At 66.0% G+C, this 19,366-nt stretch carries 19 protein-coding genes and 1 tRNA gene; 11 read left to right on the plus strand and 9 right to left on the minus strand.

Annotated elements, in window-relative coordinates:
- Positions 1–41 precede the first annotated feature (41 nt).
- From G342_RS0111775 to G342_RS0111785, 3 genes are all read left to right on the plus strand, one after another.
- A complete protein-coding gene (locus G342_RS0111775; protein ID WP_018183347.1) occupies positions 42–695 on the plus strand; it encodes an alpha/beta hydrolase in 654 nt (217 codons plus the stop codon).
- 113 nt (positions 696–808) lie between these two features.
- Entirely contained in the window at positions 809–1,366 is a 558-nt protein-coding gene (locus G342_RS0111780; RefSeq protein ID WP_018183348.1) for an HNH endonuclease, read from the plus strand.
- Between the two features lie 21 nt (positions 1,367–1,387).
- The gene (locus G342_RS0111785; RefSeq protein ID WP_018183349.1) at positions 1,388–2,209 is read left to right on the plus strand and encodes a TrmH family RNA methyltransferase; all 822 of its coding nucleotides are present in this window, start codon (positions 1,388–1,390) and stop codon (positions 2,207–2,209) included.
- Positions 2,210–2,292: 83 nt separating this feature from the next.
- On the opposite strand, the gene G342_RS0111790 is transcribed toward G342_RS0111785, so the two are convergent.
- On the minus strand, positions 2,293–2,796 hold the full coding sequence (locus tag G342_RS0111790) for a disulfide bond formation protein B (RefSeq protein ID WP_026304354.1): 504 nt from the start codon (positions 2,794–2,796) through the stop codon (positions 2,293–2,295).
- A gap of 271 nt (positions 2,797–3,067) precedes the next feature.
- Between G342_RS0111790 and G342_RS0111795 the strand changes: the two genes are divergently transcribed.
- The 6 genes from G342_RS0111795 to G342_RS0111820 all read left to right on the plus strand — a co-directional run bounded on the left by G342_RS0111795 (position 3,068) and on the right by G342_RS0111820 (position 7,606).
- Positions 3,068–3,152: transfer RNA gene (locus G342_RS0111795), tRNA-Leu, on the plus strand.
- A 566-nt stretch (positions 3,153–3,718) separates the two neighbouring features.
- On the plus strand, positions 3,719–4,387 hold the full coding sequence (locus tag G342_RS0111800; RefSeq protein WP_018183351.1) for a GntR family transcriptional regulator: 669 nt from the start codon (positions 3,719–3,721) through the stop codon (positions 4,385–4,387).
- 87 nt (positions 4,388–4,474) lie between these two features.
- On the plus strand, positions 4,475–5,041 hold the full coding sequence (locus G342_RS0111805; protein ID WP_018183352.1) for a biotin transporter BioY: 567 nt from the start codon (positions 4,475–4,477) through the stop codon (positions 5,039–5,041).
- Between the two features lie 32 nt (positions 5,042–5,073).
- Positions 5,074–6,048: a biotin synthase BioB gene (gene bioB / locus G342_RS0111810; protein ID WP_018183353.1), complete on the plus strand. Its 975-nt coding sequence runs from the start codon at positions 5,074–5,076 to the stop codon at positions 6,046–6,048.
- Positions 6,045–6,683 carry a dethiobiotin synthase gene (gene bioD, locus G342_RS0111815; RefSeq protein ID WP_018183354.1) on the plus strand — a complete coding sequence of 213 codons (639 nt, stop codon included), beginning with the start codon at positions 6,045–6,047 and terminating at the stop codon, positions 6,681–6,683. Before bioB ends, bioD begins: the two co-directional genes overlap by 4 nt.
- 188 nt (positions 6,684–6,871) lie before the next feature.
- Positions 6,872–7,606, plus strand: coding sequence for a L,D-transpeptidase (locus G342_RS0111820; RefSeq protein WP_040878700.1), 735 nt, complete (start codon positions 6,872–6,874; stop codon positions 7,604–7,606).
- 15 nt (positions 7,607–7,621) lie between these two features.
- On the opposite strand, the gene G342_RS0111825 is transcribed toward G342_RS0111820, so the two are convergent.
- The 7 genes from G342_RS0111825 to G342_RS23965 all read right to left on the minus strand — a co-directional run bounded on the left by G342_RS0111825 (position 7,622) and on the right by G342_RS23965 (position 15,154).
- Positions 7,622–7,903 carry a hypothetical protein gene (locus G342_RS0111825; RefSeq protein ID WP_018183356.1) on the minus strand — a complete coding sequence of 94 codons (282 nt, stop codon included), beginning with the start codon at positions 7,901–7,903 and terminating at the stop codon, positions 7,622–7,624.
- A 99-nt stretch (positions 7,904–8,002) separates the two neighbouring features.
- Positions 8,003–9,937, minus strand: coding sequence for a glycoside hydrolase family 127 protein (locus tag G342_RS0111830; protein WP_018183357.1), 1,935 nt, complete (start codon positions 9,935–9,937; stop codon positions 8,003–8,005).
- A gap of 39 nt (positions 9,938–9,976) precedes the next feature.
- Positions 9,977–10,849 (minus strand): carbohydrate ABC transporter permease, encoded by an 873-nt coding sequence (locus tag G342_RS0111835; RefSeq protein WP_018183358.1) that lies wholly within the window; start codon positions 10,847–10,849, stop codon positions 9,977–9,979.
- Positions 10,849–11,784: a carbohydrate ABC transporter permease gene (locus G342_RS0111840; protein ID WP_018183359.1), complete on the minus strand. Its 936-nt coding sequence runs from the start codon at positions 11,782–11,784 to the stop codon at positions 10,849–10,851. Before G342_RS0111840 ends, G342_RS0111835 begins: the two co-directional genes overlap by 1 nt.
- Before the next feature lie 81 nt (positions 11,785–11,865).
- The gene (locus tag G342_RS0111845; protein ID WP_245557274.1) at positions 11,866–13,065 is read right to left on the minus strand and encodes an ABC transporter substrate-binding protein; all 1,200 of its coding nucleotides are present in this window, start codon (positions 13,063–13,065) and stop codon (positions 11,866–11,868) included.
- A 106-nt stretch (positions 13,066–13,171) separates the two neighbouring features.
- Positions 13,172–14,224, minus strand: a complete 1,053-nt coding sequence (locus G342_RS0111850) for a LacI family DNA-binding transcriptional regulator (RefSeq protein WP_018183361.1) — start codon at positions 14,222–14,224, stop codon at positions 13,172–13,174.
- Positions 14,225–14,485: 261 nt separating this feature from the next.
- Positions 14,486–15,154, minus strand: coding sequence for an exopolysaccharide biosynthesis protein (locus G342_RS23965; protein ID WP_018183362.1), 669 nt, complete (start codon positions 15,152–15,154; stop codon positions 14,486–14,488).
- A 212-nt stretch (positions 15,155–15,366) separates the two neighbouring features.
- Between G342_RS23965 and G342_RS0111860 the strand changes: the two genes are divergently transcribed.
- Together G342_RS0111860 and G342_RS23970 are read left to right on the plus strand one after the other, a co-directional pair.
- Positions 15,367–17,739 carry a DUF3772 domain-containing protein gene (locus G342_RS0111860; protein WP_026304358.1) on the plus strand — a complete coding sequence of 791 codons (2,373 nt, stop codon included), beginning with the start codon at positions 15,367–15,369 and terminating at the stop codon, positions 17,737–17,739.
- Between the two features lie 89 nt (positions 17,740–17,828).
- Positions 17,829–18,437, plus strand: a complete 609-nt coding sequence (locus G342_RS23970; protein ID WP_018183363.1) for a CAP domain-containing protein — start codon at positions 17,829–17,831, stop codon at positions 18,435–18,437.
- Here the strand turns inward: G342_RS23970 and G342_RS0111870 are convergent.
- Positions 18,427–19,326 (minus strand): LysR family transcriptional regulator, encoded by a 900-nt coding sequence (locus G342_RS0111870; protein WP_018183364.1) that lies wholly within the window; start codon positions 19,324–19,326, stop codon positions 18,427–18,429. The two genes, G342_RS23970 and G342_RS0111870, sit on opposite strands and share 11 nt — an antisense overlap.
- Positions 19,327–19,366 lie beyond the last annotated feature (40 nt).

Genomic DNA, 19,366 nt, shown 5'->3' on the forward strand with positions numbered 1-19,366 from the left:
ATGAGGCAGATTCGTCCCCCCGCCCGCAACAGGGATTTTCCATGCTCGATGGTCCGCGCCTCGCTCCGCTTTCCGGGGCCAAGCCCAAGAAACTCGTCGTCCTCCTGCATGGCGTCGGCGCGGATGGCCGCGATCTCATCGATATCGGCGCGCATTGGGCGCCGTTGTTTCCGGATACGTATTTCGTCGCGCCGGATGCGCCGGACCCCTGTGATTGGGGCGCGGGACACCAGTGGTTCCGTCTCTCCGTGCGCGATGCGCATGAATATTGGCAGGGCGCCTCGGCCGCGGCGCCGAAGCTCGACGAGTTCCTCGACGCCGAACTCGAACGCCACGGCCTCACCGATGCCGATCTGGCGCTGGTCGGATTCAGCCAGGGCACCATGATGGCGCTGCAGGTCGGGCCGCGCCGGCCGCGCGAGATGGCGGGCATCATCGCCTATTCCGGCCGCATCGCCGGGCCGCAGCGGCTCGCCGCCGAGGTGAAGAGCCGCCCGCCGGTACTGCTCGTTCACGGCGCGCTGGACGAGGTGATCCCGGTCGCGGCGCTGCAGGAGACGGAAAAGGCGCTGCGCGATGCCGGCTTCGCGGTTGCTGCGATCGAGCGGCCCGGCCTCGGACACGGCATTGACGAGGCGGGACTTGCCGCAGGGGCCGCCTTCCTCAATCGCATTTTTGCCACAGCCGAGATCTGATCGACACGCACGGAAACGTCACCGTCCCATTGTCTTCACAAGGATGACACAGAGCCTGTAGACTATTTGAGCAATCTCGAGGTTCGGCGCGTCTCAGCAGAGGAAGCCATGTCTTGACGATAGCCGTGTCGCCCGGCGCACATCCCGCCCTTGTGCTCAATGCCGATTATCGGCCTCTGAGCTATTACCCGCTGTCGCTCTGGTCCTGGCAGGACACGATCAAGGCGGTGTTTCTTGACCGGGTCAATATCGTTTCCGAATATGACGTCGACATCCGCAGCCCGTCCTTCCGGATGCGGCTGCCGAGCGTCGTCTCGCTGAAGAGCTATGTGACGCCGACACGCAATCCGGCCTTCACCCGCTTCAACGTCTTTCTGCGCGACCGTTTCCAGTGCCAGTATTGCAGCACGCGCGAGGATCTGACCTTCGACCACGTCATCCCGCGCGCCCGGGGCGGCACGACGACGTGGGAAAATGTCGTGGCCGCCTGTTCGCCCTGCAATCTGCGCAAGGGCAGCCTCACCTCTGCCGATTCCCGGATGTGGCCGCGGCAGAAGCCGTTCCAGCCGAGCGTCTCCGACCTGCACAATAACGGCCGCCTGTTCCCGCCCAACTATCTGCACGACAGCTGGCTCGATTATCTCTACTGGGATACGGAGCTGGACCCGTAGTCCACCGTCGATCCCAGAGCCTTGCCCAAGCTGATCCGCATCACCGATCCCGCCGATCCCCGCATTGCGCCCTATTGCCAGGTGCGCGAGCGCGATCTCGTCGGCCGCCACGATCACTTCATCGCCGAGGGCGAGGTCGTGCTGCAGACGCTGGTGCAGTCCGATCGGCACCAGCCTGTTTCGCTCCTGCTGGACGAGAAGCGCGTCGGCGGCCTCGCCTATATCACCGACCAGCTGCCGGACGAGACGCCGGTCTATGTCGCCGGTCAGGCCGTGCTCGACGGCATCGTTGGCTTTCACATCCATCGCGGCATCCTGGCGCTCGGCCATCGCGCGCTGCCGCCTTCTGCCGATCAACTGCTCGGCGGGATCGAGGGGCGGGCGCTGGTCGTCGTGCTGATGGGGATTTCCAACCACGACAATCTCGGCGGCATCTTCCGCAACGCCGCCGCCTTCGGCGCCGACGCGGTGTTGCTCGATGCGCGCTGCTGCGATCCGTTTTATCGCAAGGCGATCCGTGTCTCGGTCGGCAACACATTGACCCTCCCGCATGCGCGCCTGTCAGACGCGGAGGATGTCGTATCGCTGCTCGAACGGCATGGCTTCACCGCCGTGTCGTTGAGCCCGAACGGAGCGTTTCGCCTGGCCGAGCTGAAGCGGCCGGCCCGCGTCGCGGCCCTGCTTGGAACCGAAGGTCCCGGTCTCGACGACGCGGTCATGGCCCGCACCCGGACGGTGCGGATTCCCATGGTCGGCGGCGTCGATTCGCTCAATGTCGCGACGACAAGCGGCATCGTGCTGCATCAGCTGACGCAGGCGGCTGTCGACGAGGATCCGGCCTAGCGTCGCGGCCCTTCCAGCGTTTCATCGAAACATGGAAAGGGGCCGCATCATCTGACTGTTGGCTCTTCTTCGCGCGAACGCTTTCAGCGACGGCCGAGCCCGGCCCACAGCGTGGCGGCAACGATGACGGCCGAAACAAGCGCGTTCCAGCCGGCGAAGGACAGGCCGAGGACTCGCAGCGCCGCTTCCGTGCAGCTCACCACCTTGGTCTTGCCGATCTGTGCCAGCAGGTCGCCGGCATTGCCGGTGGTGGCGATGCCGCCGCCGCAATCCGCCGGTCCCGGCCAGAATTTCCATTCCGCGCCAGCGTGGTAGAGCGCGAGCCCGAGCCCGGCCAGGAAGATCAGCCCGGCGAGGACCAGCAGCCATCGCGCCAGCCGCTCCGACGACTTCATGCTGAGCAGCAGGATGGCGACCAGCAGGACGGGCAGGCCGACATAATAGGGAATGCGCTGTTCGAGGCAGAGCTTGCACGGCGAATAGCCGCCGAAGATCTGGGACGCCCAGGCGCCGAGGATGGCCACGAGGCCGATCCCGAAGCTGAAGAGCGCGAGCGGCAGGCGGCGGGAAGAGGAACTGGCGGCCATGGATGTCTCGCTTTGATCGATGCCGCCTGCTTCTAGCCCGCCGACCTCGGGTCTGTCGACGTCGCGGCCTTCATATCGGCGCGAGGCGGTCGCGGCGATCCGATCCGCCAGCTTCCTTGCCGGCCGGTGGTTCACTGCCGCTGTGGAGCCTGCCCACCTTCGTGCATGCCGAAGGCGCCGGCCTCGCAACTGGGCACATGTCGAAATCGCCGTTGCTTCTGCCGCGAGCCTGATTATAGTCGCGCCGTCGCGGGCCAGGAGCCTGCGCGTTGCGGGCGTGGTGGAACTGGTAGACGCGCCGGACTCAAAATCCGGTTCCGAAAGGAGTGTCGGTTCGATTCCGACCGCCCGCACCAGTCTTTCTGAGATGTGCATCTGGCATCTATGCAAAAGGCTCTCAGTTTCTCTTCCAGCAGTCGTAATCGACATGGATGCCACTTCGGCAGCCTGATTTCCTATTGAAAGCAGTGTGGGACGAGTGCGGGGCCGCTCATGCCACTGTGCCATAGCCTGGCGTTCCGGGATCAACTCGGCCGCATCGTCGAATTCTCCTTTGCGCCTAGGATGATCCTAGAAAAAGGGGCGCTAGTAGCGCCCCTCGACCGAAGGCAGCAAGCGCATGGTAGTCCCCCAAACGGTGATAGCGGATGGGGGTTAGTCGCATTCCAGCTGGACTGCTGTAGCGGCCGCGCAACAGCTAGCTAAGTTTCGGTTGTGTCGGGTTGTTTGGGCGGGATTTCGGGGATCCAGCGGCCTGGCTTCGGCCGTCCTGCTATGGCGCCGACGGCTAGGTTGGCTAAGATCAGCCATGGTTCGCGGCGCTTCGGCCGCGTGACGGGTACGGGGCTGCCGGGCCGCGTTTGCGGTGTCGCGGCCGGATTCGGCAATCGACAATCGCAGCGCGAGAAATTATCTATAAAACATGAGCAAGCCCAGAGAAGAGACGCTGGCCGTCCGGATCAGCCGGACGTTGGCGGAGCGGATCATCGCCGGCGATATTGAGCCGGGCTCGCGCCTGCGTCAGGATCATATCGCGGAAGAATTCGGCGCCAGCCATGTGCCGGTGCGTGAGGCCTTCCGGCGGCTGGAGGCGCAGGGTCTCGCCGTCAGCGAGCCGCGTCGCGGGGTGCGAGTTGCCGCTTTCAATCTGGCCGAGGTCAAGGAAGTGGCGGAAATGCGGGCGGCGCTCGAGGTCCTGGCGTTGCGGCATGCGGCTCCGAACCTGACTCCCGCCATTCTCGACGAAGCCGAAGAAGCGACGAAGGCTGGCGACAATTCGCGCGATGTCCGCTCCTGGGAGGAGGCCAACCGGCGCTTCCACCGACTGATCCTCTCGCCCTGCGCCATGCCGCGTCTGCTGGCGTCGATCGACGATCTGCATGCCGCCAGTGCGCGGTTCCTGTTCGCCGCCTGGCGCGCCGATTGGGAAGCGCGAACCGACCATGATCACCGCGCGATACTGGCTGCCCTGCGGGGCCGGCAGGTTGATGTCGCCTGCACGACGCTCGCCGGCCATGTGCAATGGATCGGCCGACGTCCGGTAGCTGCGGCGGGCGGCAAGGTGCGCGACGCATTCGCTATCGTTGGCTGATAATTATAGATAGCCCTTGCGACTCGGGAGAGGATGTGGATTCTATTATAGATAGATTCAGTTATTATCTATAATTTAGGAACCGCAATGAGCTCCATTCTTTCGATCCCGTCCCGCAACGCGCGGACGCTGGTGCGCCCGGTCGCCTTCGTTCTCGCCGGCGTCGCGCTCATCACCTTGTGCGCCAAGATCCACATTCCGTCCTGGCCGGTGCCGATGACGCTGCACACGCTCGCCGTCATGGCGATCGCGATCGCGGCGGGGCCCCGGCTCGCTACCGCCACCTTCTTCGCCTATCTCGCGGTCGGCGCCGCCGGCCTGCCGGTCTTCTCGGATTCACCGGAGCGCGGCATCGGACTGGCCTATATGGCGGGGCCGACAGGCGGCTATCTGCTCGGCTATCTGGCGGCGAGCTGGGTCACCGGCGTGCTGGCTGAAGGGCGCAAGACGTTGGGGCGCACCATGGCCATGCTGGCAGGCATCACCGTCACCTATGCTGCCGGCCTGCCGTGGCTCGCGCTGTTCGTGCCGACCGGGAAGGTTTTGGCGCTCGGCTTCACGCCCTTCATTCTCGGCGACCTGATCAACATAGCCATGGTCGCCTTCGGCGCCGCCCTGGTGCCGGCCCGCTTCATCGGAAAGCTTGGCCGATGAGGGCTGCCGGCCACTCCGTTGTCGCGCCTGCGATGCAGGCGGGACAACCCTGCAGAAGCTGGGAGAAGGACGAGGCGAAGGCCATCTACGACCTGCCATGGCCCGAGCTGATGTTCCGCGCCCAGACGGTTCATCGTCAGCATTTCGATCCCGCCGAGATCGAACAGGCGAGCCTGCTCAGCATTAAGACGGGCGGCTGCCCGGAGGATTGCGGCTATTGCTCGCAAAGCACCCGCTACGACACCGGCGTCACGGCGACGAAGCTGATGCAAGTCGAGCGCGTGCTGGCGGAGGCCGAGCGGGCGAGGGCAGGCGGCGCGACACGCTTCTGCATGGGTGCGGCCTGGCGAAGCCCGAAGGATCGCGACATCGACAAGGTCTGCGCGATGATCGAGGGCGTGCGGGCGCTGGGGATGGAAACCTGCGTCACGCTCGGCATGCTGAGCTCGGCCCAGGTCGAGCGGCTCGCTGGCGCGGGGCTCGACTACTACAACCACAATGTCGACACCTCGCCTGAGTTCTACTCCGAGATCATCACGACACGTACGATGGACGACCGGCTGGAGACGCTGGCCCATGTCCGCGAGGGGGGCATCAAGGTTTGCTCCGGCGGCATTGTCGGCATGGGCGAGACGATCGCCGACCGGATCGGCATGCTGGTTCTCCTTGCCGGCCTCGATCCGCCGCCGGAAAGCGTCCCGCTCAACATGTGGAACGAGATCCAGGGGACCCCTGTGATGGACAAGGGCGAGCCGGTGGATCCCATCGCCTTCGTCCGGCTGGTGGCTTTGGCGCGGATCCTGATGCCACGGAGCGTTGTCCGGCTTTCCGCCGGTCGGCATGCCATGAGCGACGAGACGCAGGCGCTCTGTTTTCTCGCCGGCGCCAACTCGATCTTCACCGGCGACACGCTGCTGACGACCGGCAATCCGCAGCGCCGGCAGGACGCCGCGCTGCTGGCTAAGCTCGGCATGCGGGCCGGCGCGATCCAGGCGTCGTCCCGGTGACGCCGCCACGCCTCGTCGTCACCGGAACCGACACCGGCATCGGCAAGACGGTGTTCGCCGCCGGACTGACGGCGCTGCTCGGGGCCTGCTACTGGAAGCCGGTGCAGGCGGGCCTCGACGAGGAGACCGATAGCGCGACGGTCACCCGGCTGGCGGCGGTCGGCGAGGATCGCATCCTTGCCGAAGCCTATCGGCTGCGGCGACCCGCATCGCCGCACCATGCGGCGGTGGCGGAGGGTGTCTCGATCGCGGTCGAGGCGCTGGTGCCGCCGACCACAAGGCGGCCGCTGGTCATTGAGGGAGCCGGCGGGGTGATGGTGCCGCTGACCTCGACGGTGACCTTCGCCGATGTCTTCGCCGACTGGCGCTTGCCGGTCGTGCTCTGCGCCCGGACCGGGCTCGGCACGATCAACCACACGCTGCTGTCGCTGGAGGCGTTGCGCAATCGCGGCGTTCCCATGCTCGGTGTTGCCTTTGTCGGCGATGCCGAGCCCGTGGCGGCGCGGGCGATCGCCGAAATCGGCCGGGTCCGCATCCTGGGCCGCTTGCCCCGGCTGCGGCCGCTGACCGCTTCCAGCCTGCAGCGGTCGTTCGCATCGGCGTTTTGCGCCGCCGATTTCGTGTCCGGGGTGTAGCGGCGTCCGCCCCGCGCGGCATCCGTGTCCTTCTGGCAACAGCTCGGGTCATCGTGCCGCTGCATGGCTGCTCTGCGCCGCCAGCGGCGGCGATCATCACATCGCCGCCGCATTCGCCTTGGCAGGAGACCCCCTCAAGATCGGCTCACGCAGCCGAATCCTCCCCGTCAGCCCAAGGTTCTCGTCCAGTGTCTTTGCTTCTTTCGCGTCGGTCGTTGCTGACCGGCATGTCCGTCGTCGGTGCGTCGGCGCTTGCCGCCTGCGCGCAGGTCCCGAAGGGAACCGGCGACGACGGCAGCCTGACGGCATTGACGCCGAAGCCGGCTCCCGAGGCGCCCGCGCTGCAGCCGCCCCTGGCAAGCGTCGTCGAGCCGGTCCCGGCTGGCGAAAATGCCCTGCGCTACGCGGCGGTGACGGATGGCGACTACCGCCTTCCCGGCATTCCCTACTCGACGGTCGATCCGAAATATCTGCGCCAGATCGTCGACGATCCGACCGGCGAGCCGCCCGGCACGCTGGTGGTCAACACCAAGGAAAAACACCTCTATTGGGTGCTGAAGGACGGCAAGGCGATCCGCTACGGCGTCGGCCTGGGCCGCCAGGGCTATTCCTGGAAGGGCCGCGCGGTGGTGCAGTGGAAGCGGAAATGGCCGACCTGGACGCCGCCCGCCGCCATGATCCGGCGCAAGCCTGAGCTGGAGAAGTGGCGCAAGGGCATGCCGCCCGGCCTGCAGAATCCGCTCGGCTCGCGCGCCCTCTATATCTACAAGGACGGTGTCGACACGCTCTACCGCATCCACGGCTCGCCGGAATGGAAGTCGATCGGCAAGTCGGCCTCGGCCGGCTGTGTCCGGATGTTCAACCAGGACGTCATGGACCTCTATGACCGCGTGCCGTCGAAGACGCCGCTGCTGGTGATCTGAGGCGCCTGCACCGGTTCAGCGCCTGCAGTCGGTGGCGAGCAGGAAGTTCTTCACCGACACGTCGCCCTTGATGACGAAGTCGATGGCGCGCGGTCCCCAGAAGACGACGTCCTTGATGACCCGCGATGTATAGGCGGTGTCGTGCCAGAGGCGGCCGAACTCGATCGGTCCCTTGAGCGCGCCGCTGCCGTCGTCGAGGACGAGCGGCCGTTGGCAGGGCGTGAAGGTGAGCTGGACCAGCAGGATGCCGGCGCCGATCACGCAATAGAGAAAAGCCAGCCGGATCAGGAAGAACAACGCGCACGACCTCGTTGAGCGGGAAGATGCGCGAGCATAGAGAAGAAATTCCGCCGCGCCAGAGGCTTGCAAACCTCCGGCGCAGCGGGCCGTGAGGGATCAGCCGCCGCGCAGCCAGACCAGCATTTCGCCCGGCTCGCGATTGTCCCAGGCATAGTAGGGGACCGCCTTGATCGGCACGGTCTCAGTCTTGGGCGGCGTCGTGCGATAGAGGTCGCCGTTCCAGTCACCGGTCGCATCGGCTTCGGCTTCCGCCGCCAGTGTCACGACGCCCTCAAGCAGGCCAGGCTCGAAATTGGCCGTGAAGCTGGAGGCGTCGGGAACACGGATGCGATTGAGCGAGGGCGGGTTGTCGATGCCTTCCAGGCAATAGACCAGCGGGCCGCGCTTCAGGGTGACGCGGCCGACGTCCTGGCGGACTTCCGGATGCGCGTAGAGCTGCTCGACGGCGAGGTCGAGATCGAGCTGCACCGTGTCGCCGGTCTTCCATTCGCGCTCGATGCGCGCATAGCCGTCCTCGGTCGCGGCCTTCAGATCGACCGGCGAGCCGTTGACTGAAAGCGTTGCCTTGCGGCACCAGGCCGGGATGCGCAGGTTGAGCGCGAAGCGGGTCGGCTTCGCCACGTCGACGGTGATGCCGATCGCGCCGTCCCAGGGATAGCGGGTCGCCTGGGTCAGCTTGACCTCGGCGCTGCCGATATCGAGCGTCGCGGTCGAGTCGCAATAGAGGTGGACCGCGACTTCGCCTTCGGCCTGGCCGTACATGTAGGTGCCGATCGACGCCACCATGCGGCCGATATTCGGCGGGCAGCACGGGCAGCGGTGCCACTTCCAGCGATTGTGGCCGCCACGGCTCTCGAGCGGGTTCTCGTAGAAGAACAGCGAACCGTCGAGCGACAGGCCGGAGATCGAGCCGTTGTAGAGCGCGAGTTCCATCGTGTCGGCATAGCGCGTGTTCGGTCCCATGCCGAGCATGCGGTTGGCCCAGAAGGCGAGACCGACGGCGGCGCAGGTCTCGGCGTAGGCCGTCTCGTTCGGCAGGTCGTAGTCGGCCGTGAAGCCTTCATTGTCGGCCGAGGGCCCAAGGCCGCCGGTCACGTAGAGGCGCTTCGAATTGAGATCGTCCCAGAGCCGGTCGAGCGCCTTGCGGAGGTCGTCGTCGCCATACTCGGTCGCGACGTCGGCCATGCCGGCATAGAGATACATGGCGCGGACGGCGTGGCCGACGACCTTGTCCTGCTCGCGCACCGGCTTGTGCGCCTGGTTGTACTCGTAGTTCTTGAAGTGGTAGTCGGCCGGATTGGCGCCGCGAGCCTTTGCCTCCTCGTCGAAATAGTGCGGCTGCTGGCCGCGCTGGTCGACCATGTACTTGGCGAGGTCCATGTATTTGTGGTTGCCGGTGACGCGGGCGAGCTTGACCAGCGCCAGTTCCAGCTCCTCATGGCCGCAATAGCCCTGGCGCTGGCCGGGATTGGGGCCGAACACGGTGGCGATGTGGTCGGCATAGCGCGACATCACGTCGAGCAGCTTGCGCTTGCCGGTGGCCTGGTAATAGGCGACGGCCCCCTCGATCAGATGGCCGGCGCAATAGAGCTCGTGGCAGTCGCGCAGATTGGTCCAGCGCTTGCCGGGCTCCATGCGCTGGTACCAGCTCGACAGGTAGCCGTCTTCGGCTTGCAGCTTCTCGAACATGTCGATGACCGCGTCGATCTTGGCTTCGAGCGCCGGGTTCGGCTTGCGATAGACGCAATAGGCCGCCGTCTCGATCGTCTTGCCGAGATCGGAATCCCAGAACATCTGCATCGTCACCGTGCCGTTCGGATGGAACGGGATGCGCAGCGCCGGCACCGGCCGGTCCGGATCGATCTGGTCGAGCATGCCGGCCTCGACGCAGCGCTGGTAGAGGATGTCAGCGGTCTTGTCGGCGACGGCGTCGACGCGCGCGCCCCAGAAGCCGCGGACTTCAACCTGGGGAACGGCGGGCGGACGGAAGCGGGCGCGCGGGGCCTCGTCGGCGGATGGCAGGGCACTCATGGAAGACTCCTATCTTTCAAAAAGGGGTTCGGGGGAGGGCTACTTCACCGCGCCGGCCGTCAGGCCGCGGATGTAGTAGCGCTGCAGGAGCAGGAAGAGGATCAGGCAGGGGATCATCATCACGGTGACGCCCGCCTGCACGGCGCCCCAGTCGACGGCGCCGAAGCGGCCCGACTGCACGGCCGTCATCATGATCGGCAGCGTGAATTTCCCCTGATCAGTCATCAGCACGAGGGCGGCGAGGAACTCGTTCCAGGTATTGAGGAAGGCGAACAGGCCGACCGTCACCACGCCTGGCCAGACCAGCGGCAGCATCACCTTGGTCAGCAGCGCGAAATTGGTGGCGCCGTCGATGCGGGCGGCTTCCTCGATCTCCTTCAGCACGGCGTCGAAGGAATTGCGCATCATGAAGATCGAGAACGGCATCTGCAGCGTGACGTAGACGAGGACGAGGCCGGTCAGGGTGTTCTGCAGGCCGAGCCAGGACAGGATCAGGAAGATCGGCGTCAGGATCGACTGGAACGGGATCATGATCGTCGACAGGATCAGGATGAAGAACAGGTTCTTGAACGGAAAGCGGAAGCGCGAGAAGCCGTAGCCGGCGAGCAGGCTGATCACCGCCGTCAGCACGACGCTGGAGATGGCGACGAAGATGCTGTTCTGGGCCGAGTGCCAGAGGCCGGCACCGAAGCTGTCCAGCGTGATGTAGTTCTCGATCGAGAAGCCGGTCGTCGGCCAGGGCGGAATTGGCGGTTGCCGCGCCTCCATCGGCGGCTTGAAGGTCGACAGGATCGCCCAGGCGATCGGCGCGACGAAAACCATCGACAGGAAAACGCCGATGCCATGCTCGCCGGCGAAGCGTCCGAGCGAACGGTCGCTGGAGCTGGACTTGATGCGGGAAGACTTGGCCATCATGTGCCCTCCGGATTTCGCAGCAGCCGGAGCTGGATGAGGCTCAGAACGACCAGGATCACCAGCAGCACCATGGAGAGCGCCGCGCCATAGCCGAGCTTGAACGACACGAAGGACTGGTTGAAGATCCAGTAGACCGCCGTGATCGTCGAGTTGCGCGGGCCGCCGCGCAGCAGGATGTAGAACTGGTCGAAGGCGAGGATCGAGCCGGCGACGGAGAGGATCAGCGCCAAGGCCACGGTCCGGCGCATCAGCGGCAGGGTGATGGCGCGGAAGCGCTGCCACGCGTTGGCGCCGTCGATCTTGGCGGCCTCCTGCAATTCGGTCGGGATCGATTGCAGCCCGGTCATCAGGATGACCATGGTGAAGCCGGCCACCTTCCAGACCACCATGACGATGATCGACCAGAAGGCGGGGTTGAAGGTGGCGAGCAGGTTGAATTTCTTCTCGGTCAGGCCGAGCTGCTGCGCCGCCGGGCTGAACAGGCCGCTATCGACGTTGAGCAACCAGGCCCAGAGCAGGCTCGCCGAGGCGAAGCCGACGACAACAGGCATGAAGAAGGCGGTGCGGTAGACGCCGTTCATCGGCCGCGGCTTCTCGACGAAGAGCGCCAGCGGGAAGGCGACGGCGAAGATCGCGATGGTGACGATCACCGTGTAGTAGAGCGTGAACTTCAGGGCGTTCCAGAAGCGGACGTCCTTGGTGATGGCGACATAGTTGTCGAGGCCGATGAAACGGTGCTGGCCCATCAGCGGCCAGTTGTGCAGCGACATCCACGCGGTCATGCCGAGCGGGATCACGAAGAACACCGTCACCAGGACGATGGCCGGGGCGATATAGAGCAGGCCGACCCAATGGCCGCGGTCGATCTTCGACCGTCGTCTGGCAGGCGCGGCAGGCGTGACGACGCCGGCTTTGGCCGTGATCGAGGACATGGCGTTTCCTTCGCAAGCGATGGCGTGACGGCGGGGACGCGATGCGATCGGATGCGTCGCATCCCCGCCGATCGCGAGGCCTTACTGGCCGGTGCCGGCGTCGATGATGCCCTGCATCGTCTCCTGCGCGTTGGCGATCGAGCCATCCACGTCATCGCCGAAGAACACTTCGTTGATCATCTGCGCCCACGGGCCGTTGGCGGAGTTGATGATGTCGTTGAACACGACGCTGTACGGCGTGCGGCCCTTGGCCATCGCCTCGGCGGCGATCTGGTAGCGTGGATCGAGATCCTTCAACGCTTCCTTGGCGATGTCGCCGCGGACCGGAAGGCTGCCGCGGCTGGCGAGCAGCGTCTGGCCCTCGAGCGAGTAGGCGTAGTCGAGGAACTCCTTCAGCACCGCCAGCTTCGGCGTGCCCTTGGTGACGACGAAATTGTCGCCGCCGGCGAAGGAGGACGAGCCGCCGTCCTTGCCCGGCAGGAAGGTCACGCCGTAGTCGATGTCCTTGTACTGCGTGTTGAGGGCGCCGATGGCGAAGGCGCCGGATGGTGCGATGCCGATATTGCCGCCGGCGAAGGCGGCGAAGAAGTTGGCGCCTGAATCGGTCTTGGCGCCTTCCGGCACCAGGCCCTTCTCGACCATGCCGCGATAGAGCGCGATCGCGTCGCGCATCTGCGGCGTGTCGAGGGTTGCCTTCGAGCCGTCCTCGCTGAGGATGTCGCCGCCCGAGGCCCAGATCAGCGGCGTGAAGGTGAAGATGTTGCAGCCGCCGCAGGCGCCGGAGAAGTAGAAGCCCTTGACGTCGCCGCCAAGCGCCGCGACCTTTTCTGCATTCGCCGCGATCTCGGCGAAGTTGCTCGGGCCTTTTTCGGGATCAAGGCCGGCCTTCTTGAACAGATCCTTGTTCCAGATCAGCACGGAACTGTCGGCCGAGAAGGGCAGGCCGTAGATCTTGTCCTTGTAGGTGCCGGTCTTCACATGGGCCGGCGACAGATCCTTGAAGTAGGGCAGCGATTTCGCCCAGTCGGTGATGTCCTCGAGCTGGCCGGCCGCCGCGAAGGCCGGCGTGTAGATCAGGTCGAGCGACAGACCGTCCGGGGCGGTGCCGCCGGCGGCCGAGGTCGCGTATTTCTGCACCAGCTCGGCATTCGGAATGATGTCGAGCTTGATCTGGTTCTCGTGGCTCTTGTTGAAGGCCTCGACAATCTGCGGCATGAAATTGGAGCCGTCGGCGCGAACCCAGATATTGGCGGTTTCCGCCGCCGAGGCGAGCGCCGTCATCGAAAGCAGCGTGGCGGTTGCCGCCAGCAGGCCAGTCAGTCTTTTCATGTCTTTCCTCCCTGTGTGTCCCCGATCCAGGCTCCTCCCGGGACCGTGACAGGTAGCCCTAGTCGCCCGGCGGACGACCGCATGACTGTCGCACCACCAGGCGGCACGGCAGTTTCCGGATGCCCGGCTCGACGGCCTTGCCGTCGACGAGCGAAAGGAGCGTCAGGCCGGCCTCGCGGCCGAGCGCTGTCAGGTTCATGTCGATGGTGGTGAGCGGCGGGCGCGTGGCGGCGGCGACAATCTCCCAATTGTCGAAGCCGATGACGCCGACATCCTCCGGGACCCGCAGGCCGCGCTCGCGTAGCGCGTCGACGACGCCGCGGGCGATCTGGTCGTTGCCGCAAAAGACGGCGTCGGGCGTCTCGCCCTCCGCGTCGTCGAACAGTTCGGCGATAGCCTGATGGCCCCAGTTCTCGGACCACGGCCCCATCATCACGCGCGGCGGTGTCCGGCCGTGGTCGGCCAGCACCGCGCGATAGGCCTCGGCGCGCCGGTGCACGACGGCAAAGGTCTCCGGCCCGGTCACATGCACGATGTGCCGGCACCCCAGGGCGATGAAGTGCTCGACCGCGAGGCGCGCGCCACCCTCGTCATCCGAGACGAAGGCGATCGAGTTCGGATCGGGCTCGGTGAAGGCGTAGATGACGGGAATGCCGAGATTGGACAGATCGACCGGCAGGTGGCGATCCAGCCGCTTGCCCGAGGCAATGATGCCGTCGACGCGCTTTTCCAGCATGGCGTCGACATGCATCTGCCCGAGACGGGGATCGTCCTCGACGTTGCAGAGAAAGACGGAGACGCCCTTTTCGAGCAGGGCTTCGGAAACGCCGGCCATCACCGGCAGCGAGAAGCGGCCATAGGTGTCGTTGGTGAGCAGGCCGATGGTAAAGCTGCGCTGGCGGAGCAGACTCTGCGCCAGACTGTTCGGGCGGAAGCCGAGCTCGCGGGCGATGGCCTGCACGCGGGTGCGCGTCTCGGCCGTCATGCGGCCCTGATCGTTCAGTGCCTTCGAGGCCGTGGCGACGCTGACGCCGGCCGCTTCGGCGACGTCACGCAGCGTCACAGGCCGCCGGCGGGCGGTCTTGATCGTGCTGTCGCTGGCGTCGTCCATGCCGTATTTCCCCACTGCGCCGGCCGTTCGAGCGGCCGGATCCGTTCTTAGAGAAAAGCTTTTCTCAAATTCGGAACAAAAAAGGCGGAGGAGCCCGGCCCGCCGCCTGGATGGCTTGAGAAAACCTTTTCTCAGTGAAGGCTAGCACAGTTTTCGGCCCGCGCAAGACGGTTTGCGGTGGAGAGCCGCAGAAAATCGTTGAGCTCCGGGTAGGGCGCTTGGCTGGCTGCGGACGCAGGCCGGATTGGGGTGTGGCGGAAGCTAGAGCTTGTCCCAGATCGCGGTCGACCAGCGGTAGAGAAGGATCGACAGCTCGGCGCCGAAAAGCACGATCGTGGTGTTCCAGGCGATGGCGATGACGGTCAGCAGCCAGCCGATCAAGACCGCCAGCCCGTCGCGCTCGATCAGGCCGAAGGCGAAGACGATGACGGCGAGGGCGGGCAACTGATTGCCGAGCGGGATTGGCAGTAGGATCATCACCGCATGCACGAAGATCGGCACGGCAAGGATGAACTGAGCCAGACGGCTGGAGAGAATTCGCAGTCGTGGTCTGAGCAGCCACTCGATCCGCCGGAACCAGGGCGCCACCCAGGCGGCGCCGATCACCACCGGGCCGCGCGGCAGGCTGCGCCGACGCAGCCACTCCGGCAGCAGCAGGCGGTCGGCGCCTGTCATGATCTGCAGCGACAGGATGGCGAGCGCCGTGCCGAACACGACCCCGGTCGGCAGGCCCGGAACCGGGATGAAGGAAGGCAGCGCCAGCATCAGGATGGTGAGGCCGATGCCGGCCTCGCCGAGCGCATCGACCATCTCGCCGAGCGTCACCCGATCCCCGACCAGCACCGTGTCGAGATTGGCCAGAATCTCCGACGCCGATCTCGTCCGGAAGAAATTGGCTCTTGCCTCGTCGGTAAGGGCGTCATGGGGCAAGCGTCGGATCCTCGGGATAGCGGCGGCCCACGGCATATGGGGTTCGTCCTCGCCATCGCCAGTCCGTGTCGACGCTCCGCCGGGGGCAAAGGACTGGTCGGCGCTGTGCGGTGAACCGCGAAAGGCAACGGAACTCCCTATTCTCGTCATCTTTAATACTATAGCTCAGTCGCCAACGATCCGGCCCTTCCGCTGCCCAGCAGGAGACATTCTTGTTCTGCAAGACCTCCCTCACGTCCCGTTGGACGCGATTCCTCGCGTCGCGCGGCAGCTTGGCCGGGCTGGTGCTCGGCATCGCCATCCTGGTCGCGGCCGCGGCCGGCAGCGCGATGGCGCAGCCCGAGAACCCGCAGAAGCAGATCGATGCCTGGAACACGTCGCTCGAGAAGGTCGACACAGCGATCGAACGGGACGGCACCAGCGACGTCGACTTCAAGAATCTGAAGCAGCAGGTCACGGAAATCGTCGAGGCTGCCAATGCGCTCGCCGATGCGCTGGCGCCGAAGGTCGCGGCGGCGACGGCGCAGGTTGAGCAGCTGAAGCCGACCGGGGCGGCTGATGCACCGGAATCCGATGCCGCCAAGCAGAACCGCCAGGAGGCGGAAAAGCAGCTCGCGGATCTCGCCGGTTTCCAGAAGCAGGCGCTGGCCACCGCCAGCCATGGCTCCTACGCCTTGTCGCAGATCGGCGAGCGGCGGCGCACCCGCTTCACCGCGGCGCTGCTGGAGCGCAATACCAGCCTGATCGATCCGGGATTGTGGGGCGACGCGGCGAGCGACCTGCCCGGCATTACCGGCCGGACAGGCTCCGTCGTCGGCGAATGGGCCAGCGTCGTCGCCAACCGCAGCGATCGCTCGGTCATCGCCGTCTTCGTCAGCCTGCTGGCGCTGATCGTCGCCGTGCTGGTGCCGGGGCGCCGCTTCCTGCTCTCGAAGCTGCGCCGCTCGGATGTCGACCATCAGCCGACAATGCGGACCAAGGTGATTTCGGCGGCTGCCATCGTCGCGGTCAATGCCTTCCTGCCGCTCGTCGTCTTGACCGGCGGCAAGTCGGTGCTGGATGCGCTCGACCTGCTGCCCTACCGGATCGATCTGCTCTGGCTCGGCGCCACCGCGGCGATCGTCTTCTTCTCGCTCGCCTTCGGCGTGTCGCGAGCGCTGCTGGCGCCGACGCGCAGCCCATGGCGGCTGGTCTCGCTCGACGATGCCGTCGCGATGCGGGCGTTCCGGTTTTCCGTCGCGATCGTCGCCGTGCAGGCGCTGGTGATCTTCCACCAGAGCTTCGCCAAGGTGACACAGGCCTCGCTCGCCTTCACCATCGCCCTCGATGGCATCGCGTCGATCGTCATCGCCATCCTGGTGATCCTGATGGTGCGCGTGCTGACCCGGCGCGCCGAACCCTCCGAGGAGGAGGGCGACGACGCGGCGGATGATGATTACGGCCTCGGCCGCCTCGCGCTGATGGCGGCGGGTCTTGCCTCGGGCGGCGCCATCCTCGCCAATCTGATGGGCTATGTCGCGCTCGGGCGCTTTCTCACCACGCAGACGGTCTGGACCGCCGTGGTGGTGTCGCTGCTCTATCTGCTGATGAAGGTGACCGACGAAGTGACGGCGGCCTCGTTCCGCCGCGACGGCCTTGTCGGCAGCCGTCTGATCACCTCGGTCGGCTTCGCGCCGCGCTCGGTGACGCAAGCTGGCGTCCTCGCCAACGGCGTCGCCCATCTGGTGCTGATCGGCCTGGCCTTCCTCGCCATCGTGGCGCAGTGGGGCGTCGATTCCTCCGGCCTGTTCGCGACCATCCGCCAGCTCTTCTTCGGCTTCAAGATCGGCTCGATCACCATCTCGCTGTCGACGCTGGTCGCCGGCATCGTGGTGTTCCTGATCGGTCTGATCATCACGAGGTCGATCCAGAACTGGCTCGATACGCGTTTCCTGCCGACGACGCGGCTCGATTCCGGATTGCGCAATTCGATCCGCACCAGCGTCGGCTATGTCGGCATGATCTTCGCCGCGACGCTCGCCTTCGGCTATGCCGGCCTCGACCTCTCCAACATCGCCATCGTCGCCGGTGCGCTGTCCGTCGGTATCGGTCTCGGCCTGCAGGCGATCGTCAACAATTTCGTCTCGGGCCTGATCCTCCTGGCCGAGCGGCCGATCCGGGCCGGCGACTGGATCACCGTCGGCGCCGAGGAGGGCACGGTAAAGCGCATCAATGTGCGCGCCACCGAGATCGAGACCTTCGATCGCGCCACCGTTATCGTGCCGAACTCCAGCCTGATCACCGGCGTCGTCAAGAACATGGTGCTGCGCGATCGCTCCGGGCGGGTCGTCGTGCCGGTCACAGTCAGCAAATTGTCGGATGCCGAGCAGGTCAAGACCATCCTGATCGAATGCGCCAAGGCCCACTCGCTGGTGCTGCGCTATCCGGAGCCGATCGTGCTGTTCCTGAATTTCGGCGAGAAGGCGCTCGATTTCGAGCTGCGCTGCTATCTCGCCGACATCGCCACGGGCGCGACGGTCCGGTCCGATTTGCGCTTCGCGATTCTGAGCCGGTTGAAGGAAGAAGGCGTGGCGCTGCCGGGGTAGCCTGCGCTCGACATGGGTCGTTCGCAGTTCGTTTGGTTTTCTAGCGTATCCCGTTCCGTATCGACTTCTTCACCCCCCGAGGCTGTTCCATGACCACGTTCCGCCGGCGCCTGCCCCTGCTTCTCTCCGCCCTGGTCGCGGCCGCCGCTCTGGCGGGCTGCTCCGAGACGGTCGACACGACCCCCAAATCGCCCGTTTTCTACAATCGCATCGATTCCGCCGGCGCTTCGGTCGATCCGCAGGCGGCGGCGAGCCTGATTTCCGGCTACCGGGCCAACAAGGGCCTCGGTCCTGTCAGCGTCGATCCGCAGCTGAACAAGATGGCGGCCGAGCAGGCGCGCGCCATGGCAAAGGCCGACAAGGTCAATCACGATGTCGGCGGCAGCTTCAAGCGCCGCCTGGCCGCCTCGGGCTTCGACGCCGGCATCGCCGCCGAGAATGTCGGCGCCGGCTATCGCACGCTCGCCGAGGCCTTTTCCGGCTGGCGCGATTCCCCGCACCACAACGCCAACATGCTGAAGCCGGGCGTCACCAAGATCGGCATCGGCACTGCCTATGCGCCGAACAGCAAGTACAAGGTGTACTGGTCGCTGGTGCTGGCCAGGCCCTATGAGCGCCCGGCCGTCGTCGGCGGCGGCCCGCTGCCGGCCGATGGCAGCACGGTGGTCTCGATCGGTGGCGCCGTCGTCAACCGGTAGCCGCGTCCGGCGTACCGGTCAGAAGCGCGTCGAGCGTACGCGCCGCCTTGGAGCGATAGCGCTCCTTGTGCCAGATCATGCTGAAAGCGCGCGGCGTCATCTCGAAGGCGGCGCGCGCCAGCTTGCCGGCGGCGATGTGCGGCGTCGCGACCAGCTCGGAAACGACGGTGGCGTGGCCGCCCATCTCGACGGCGGCGCGGATGGCCTCGTTGCTCGGCAGCTCGAGGTCGACGATCAGCAATTCCGGTGAAATCCCGCGCGCCTGCAGCGCCATCTCGAAGACCGACCTTGTGCCGGAGCCGTGCTCGCGCAGGACCCAGCGCGTCTCCATCAGCTCCCGCGCCCCGACCTGATCCGCATGGGCCAGCGGATGGCCCGGCGCCGTCACGATGATCAACCGGTCCTCGCTGACCTGACGGTTGGAGAGCGCCGGATCGTCGATTTGCCCTTCGATGAAGCCGATCTCCGCCGCGCCGTCATGCACGGCGCGGCGCACTGTCTCGGTATTGCCGACGCCGAGGCGGATGCCGACGGCCGGATAGGCGGTGCGAAATCGCACCAGGGCCGGCGGCAGCCAGTAGCTGGCAATGGTCTGGCTGGCCTCGATCGTCAGCGTGCCGCGCATTGCGCCGCCGAGCTCGGAAAGCGCCAGTTCGGCCGCCTCGGCGCGGGCGAGGGTCGCCTTGGCCTCGACGAGAAAGATCCGCCCGGCCTCGGTCAGTTCGATCCGGCGACCGACCCGATCGAACAGGCGCGCATCATACCGCGATTCCAGGACCTGGATGGCCGAGCTGACGGCGGAGGGTGTCAGCCGCAACGCCTCGGCGGCGCGCGTCAGGTGCTCGCGTTCGGCGACGGCGACGAAGATGCGGAGCTGGTCGAGGGTCATGGCGGTAATCGTTCGATTGGGTCGAACGAATGGTAATATA

The sequence above is a fragment of the Kaistia granuli DSM 23481 genome (assembly GCF_000380505.1).
In the GTDB taxonomy this organism is placed as follows: domain Bacteria; phylum Pseudomonadota; class Alphaproteobacteria; order Rhizobiales; family Kaistiaceae; genus Kaistia; species Kaistia granuli.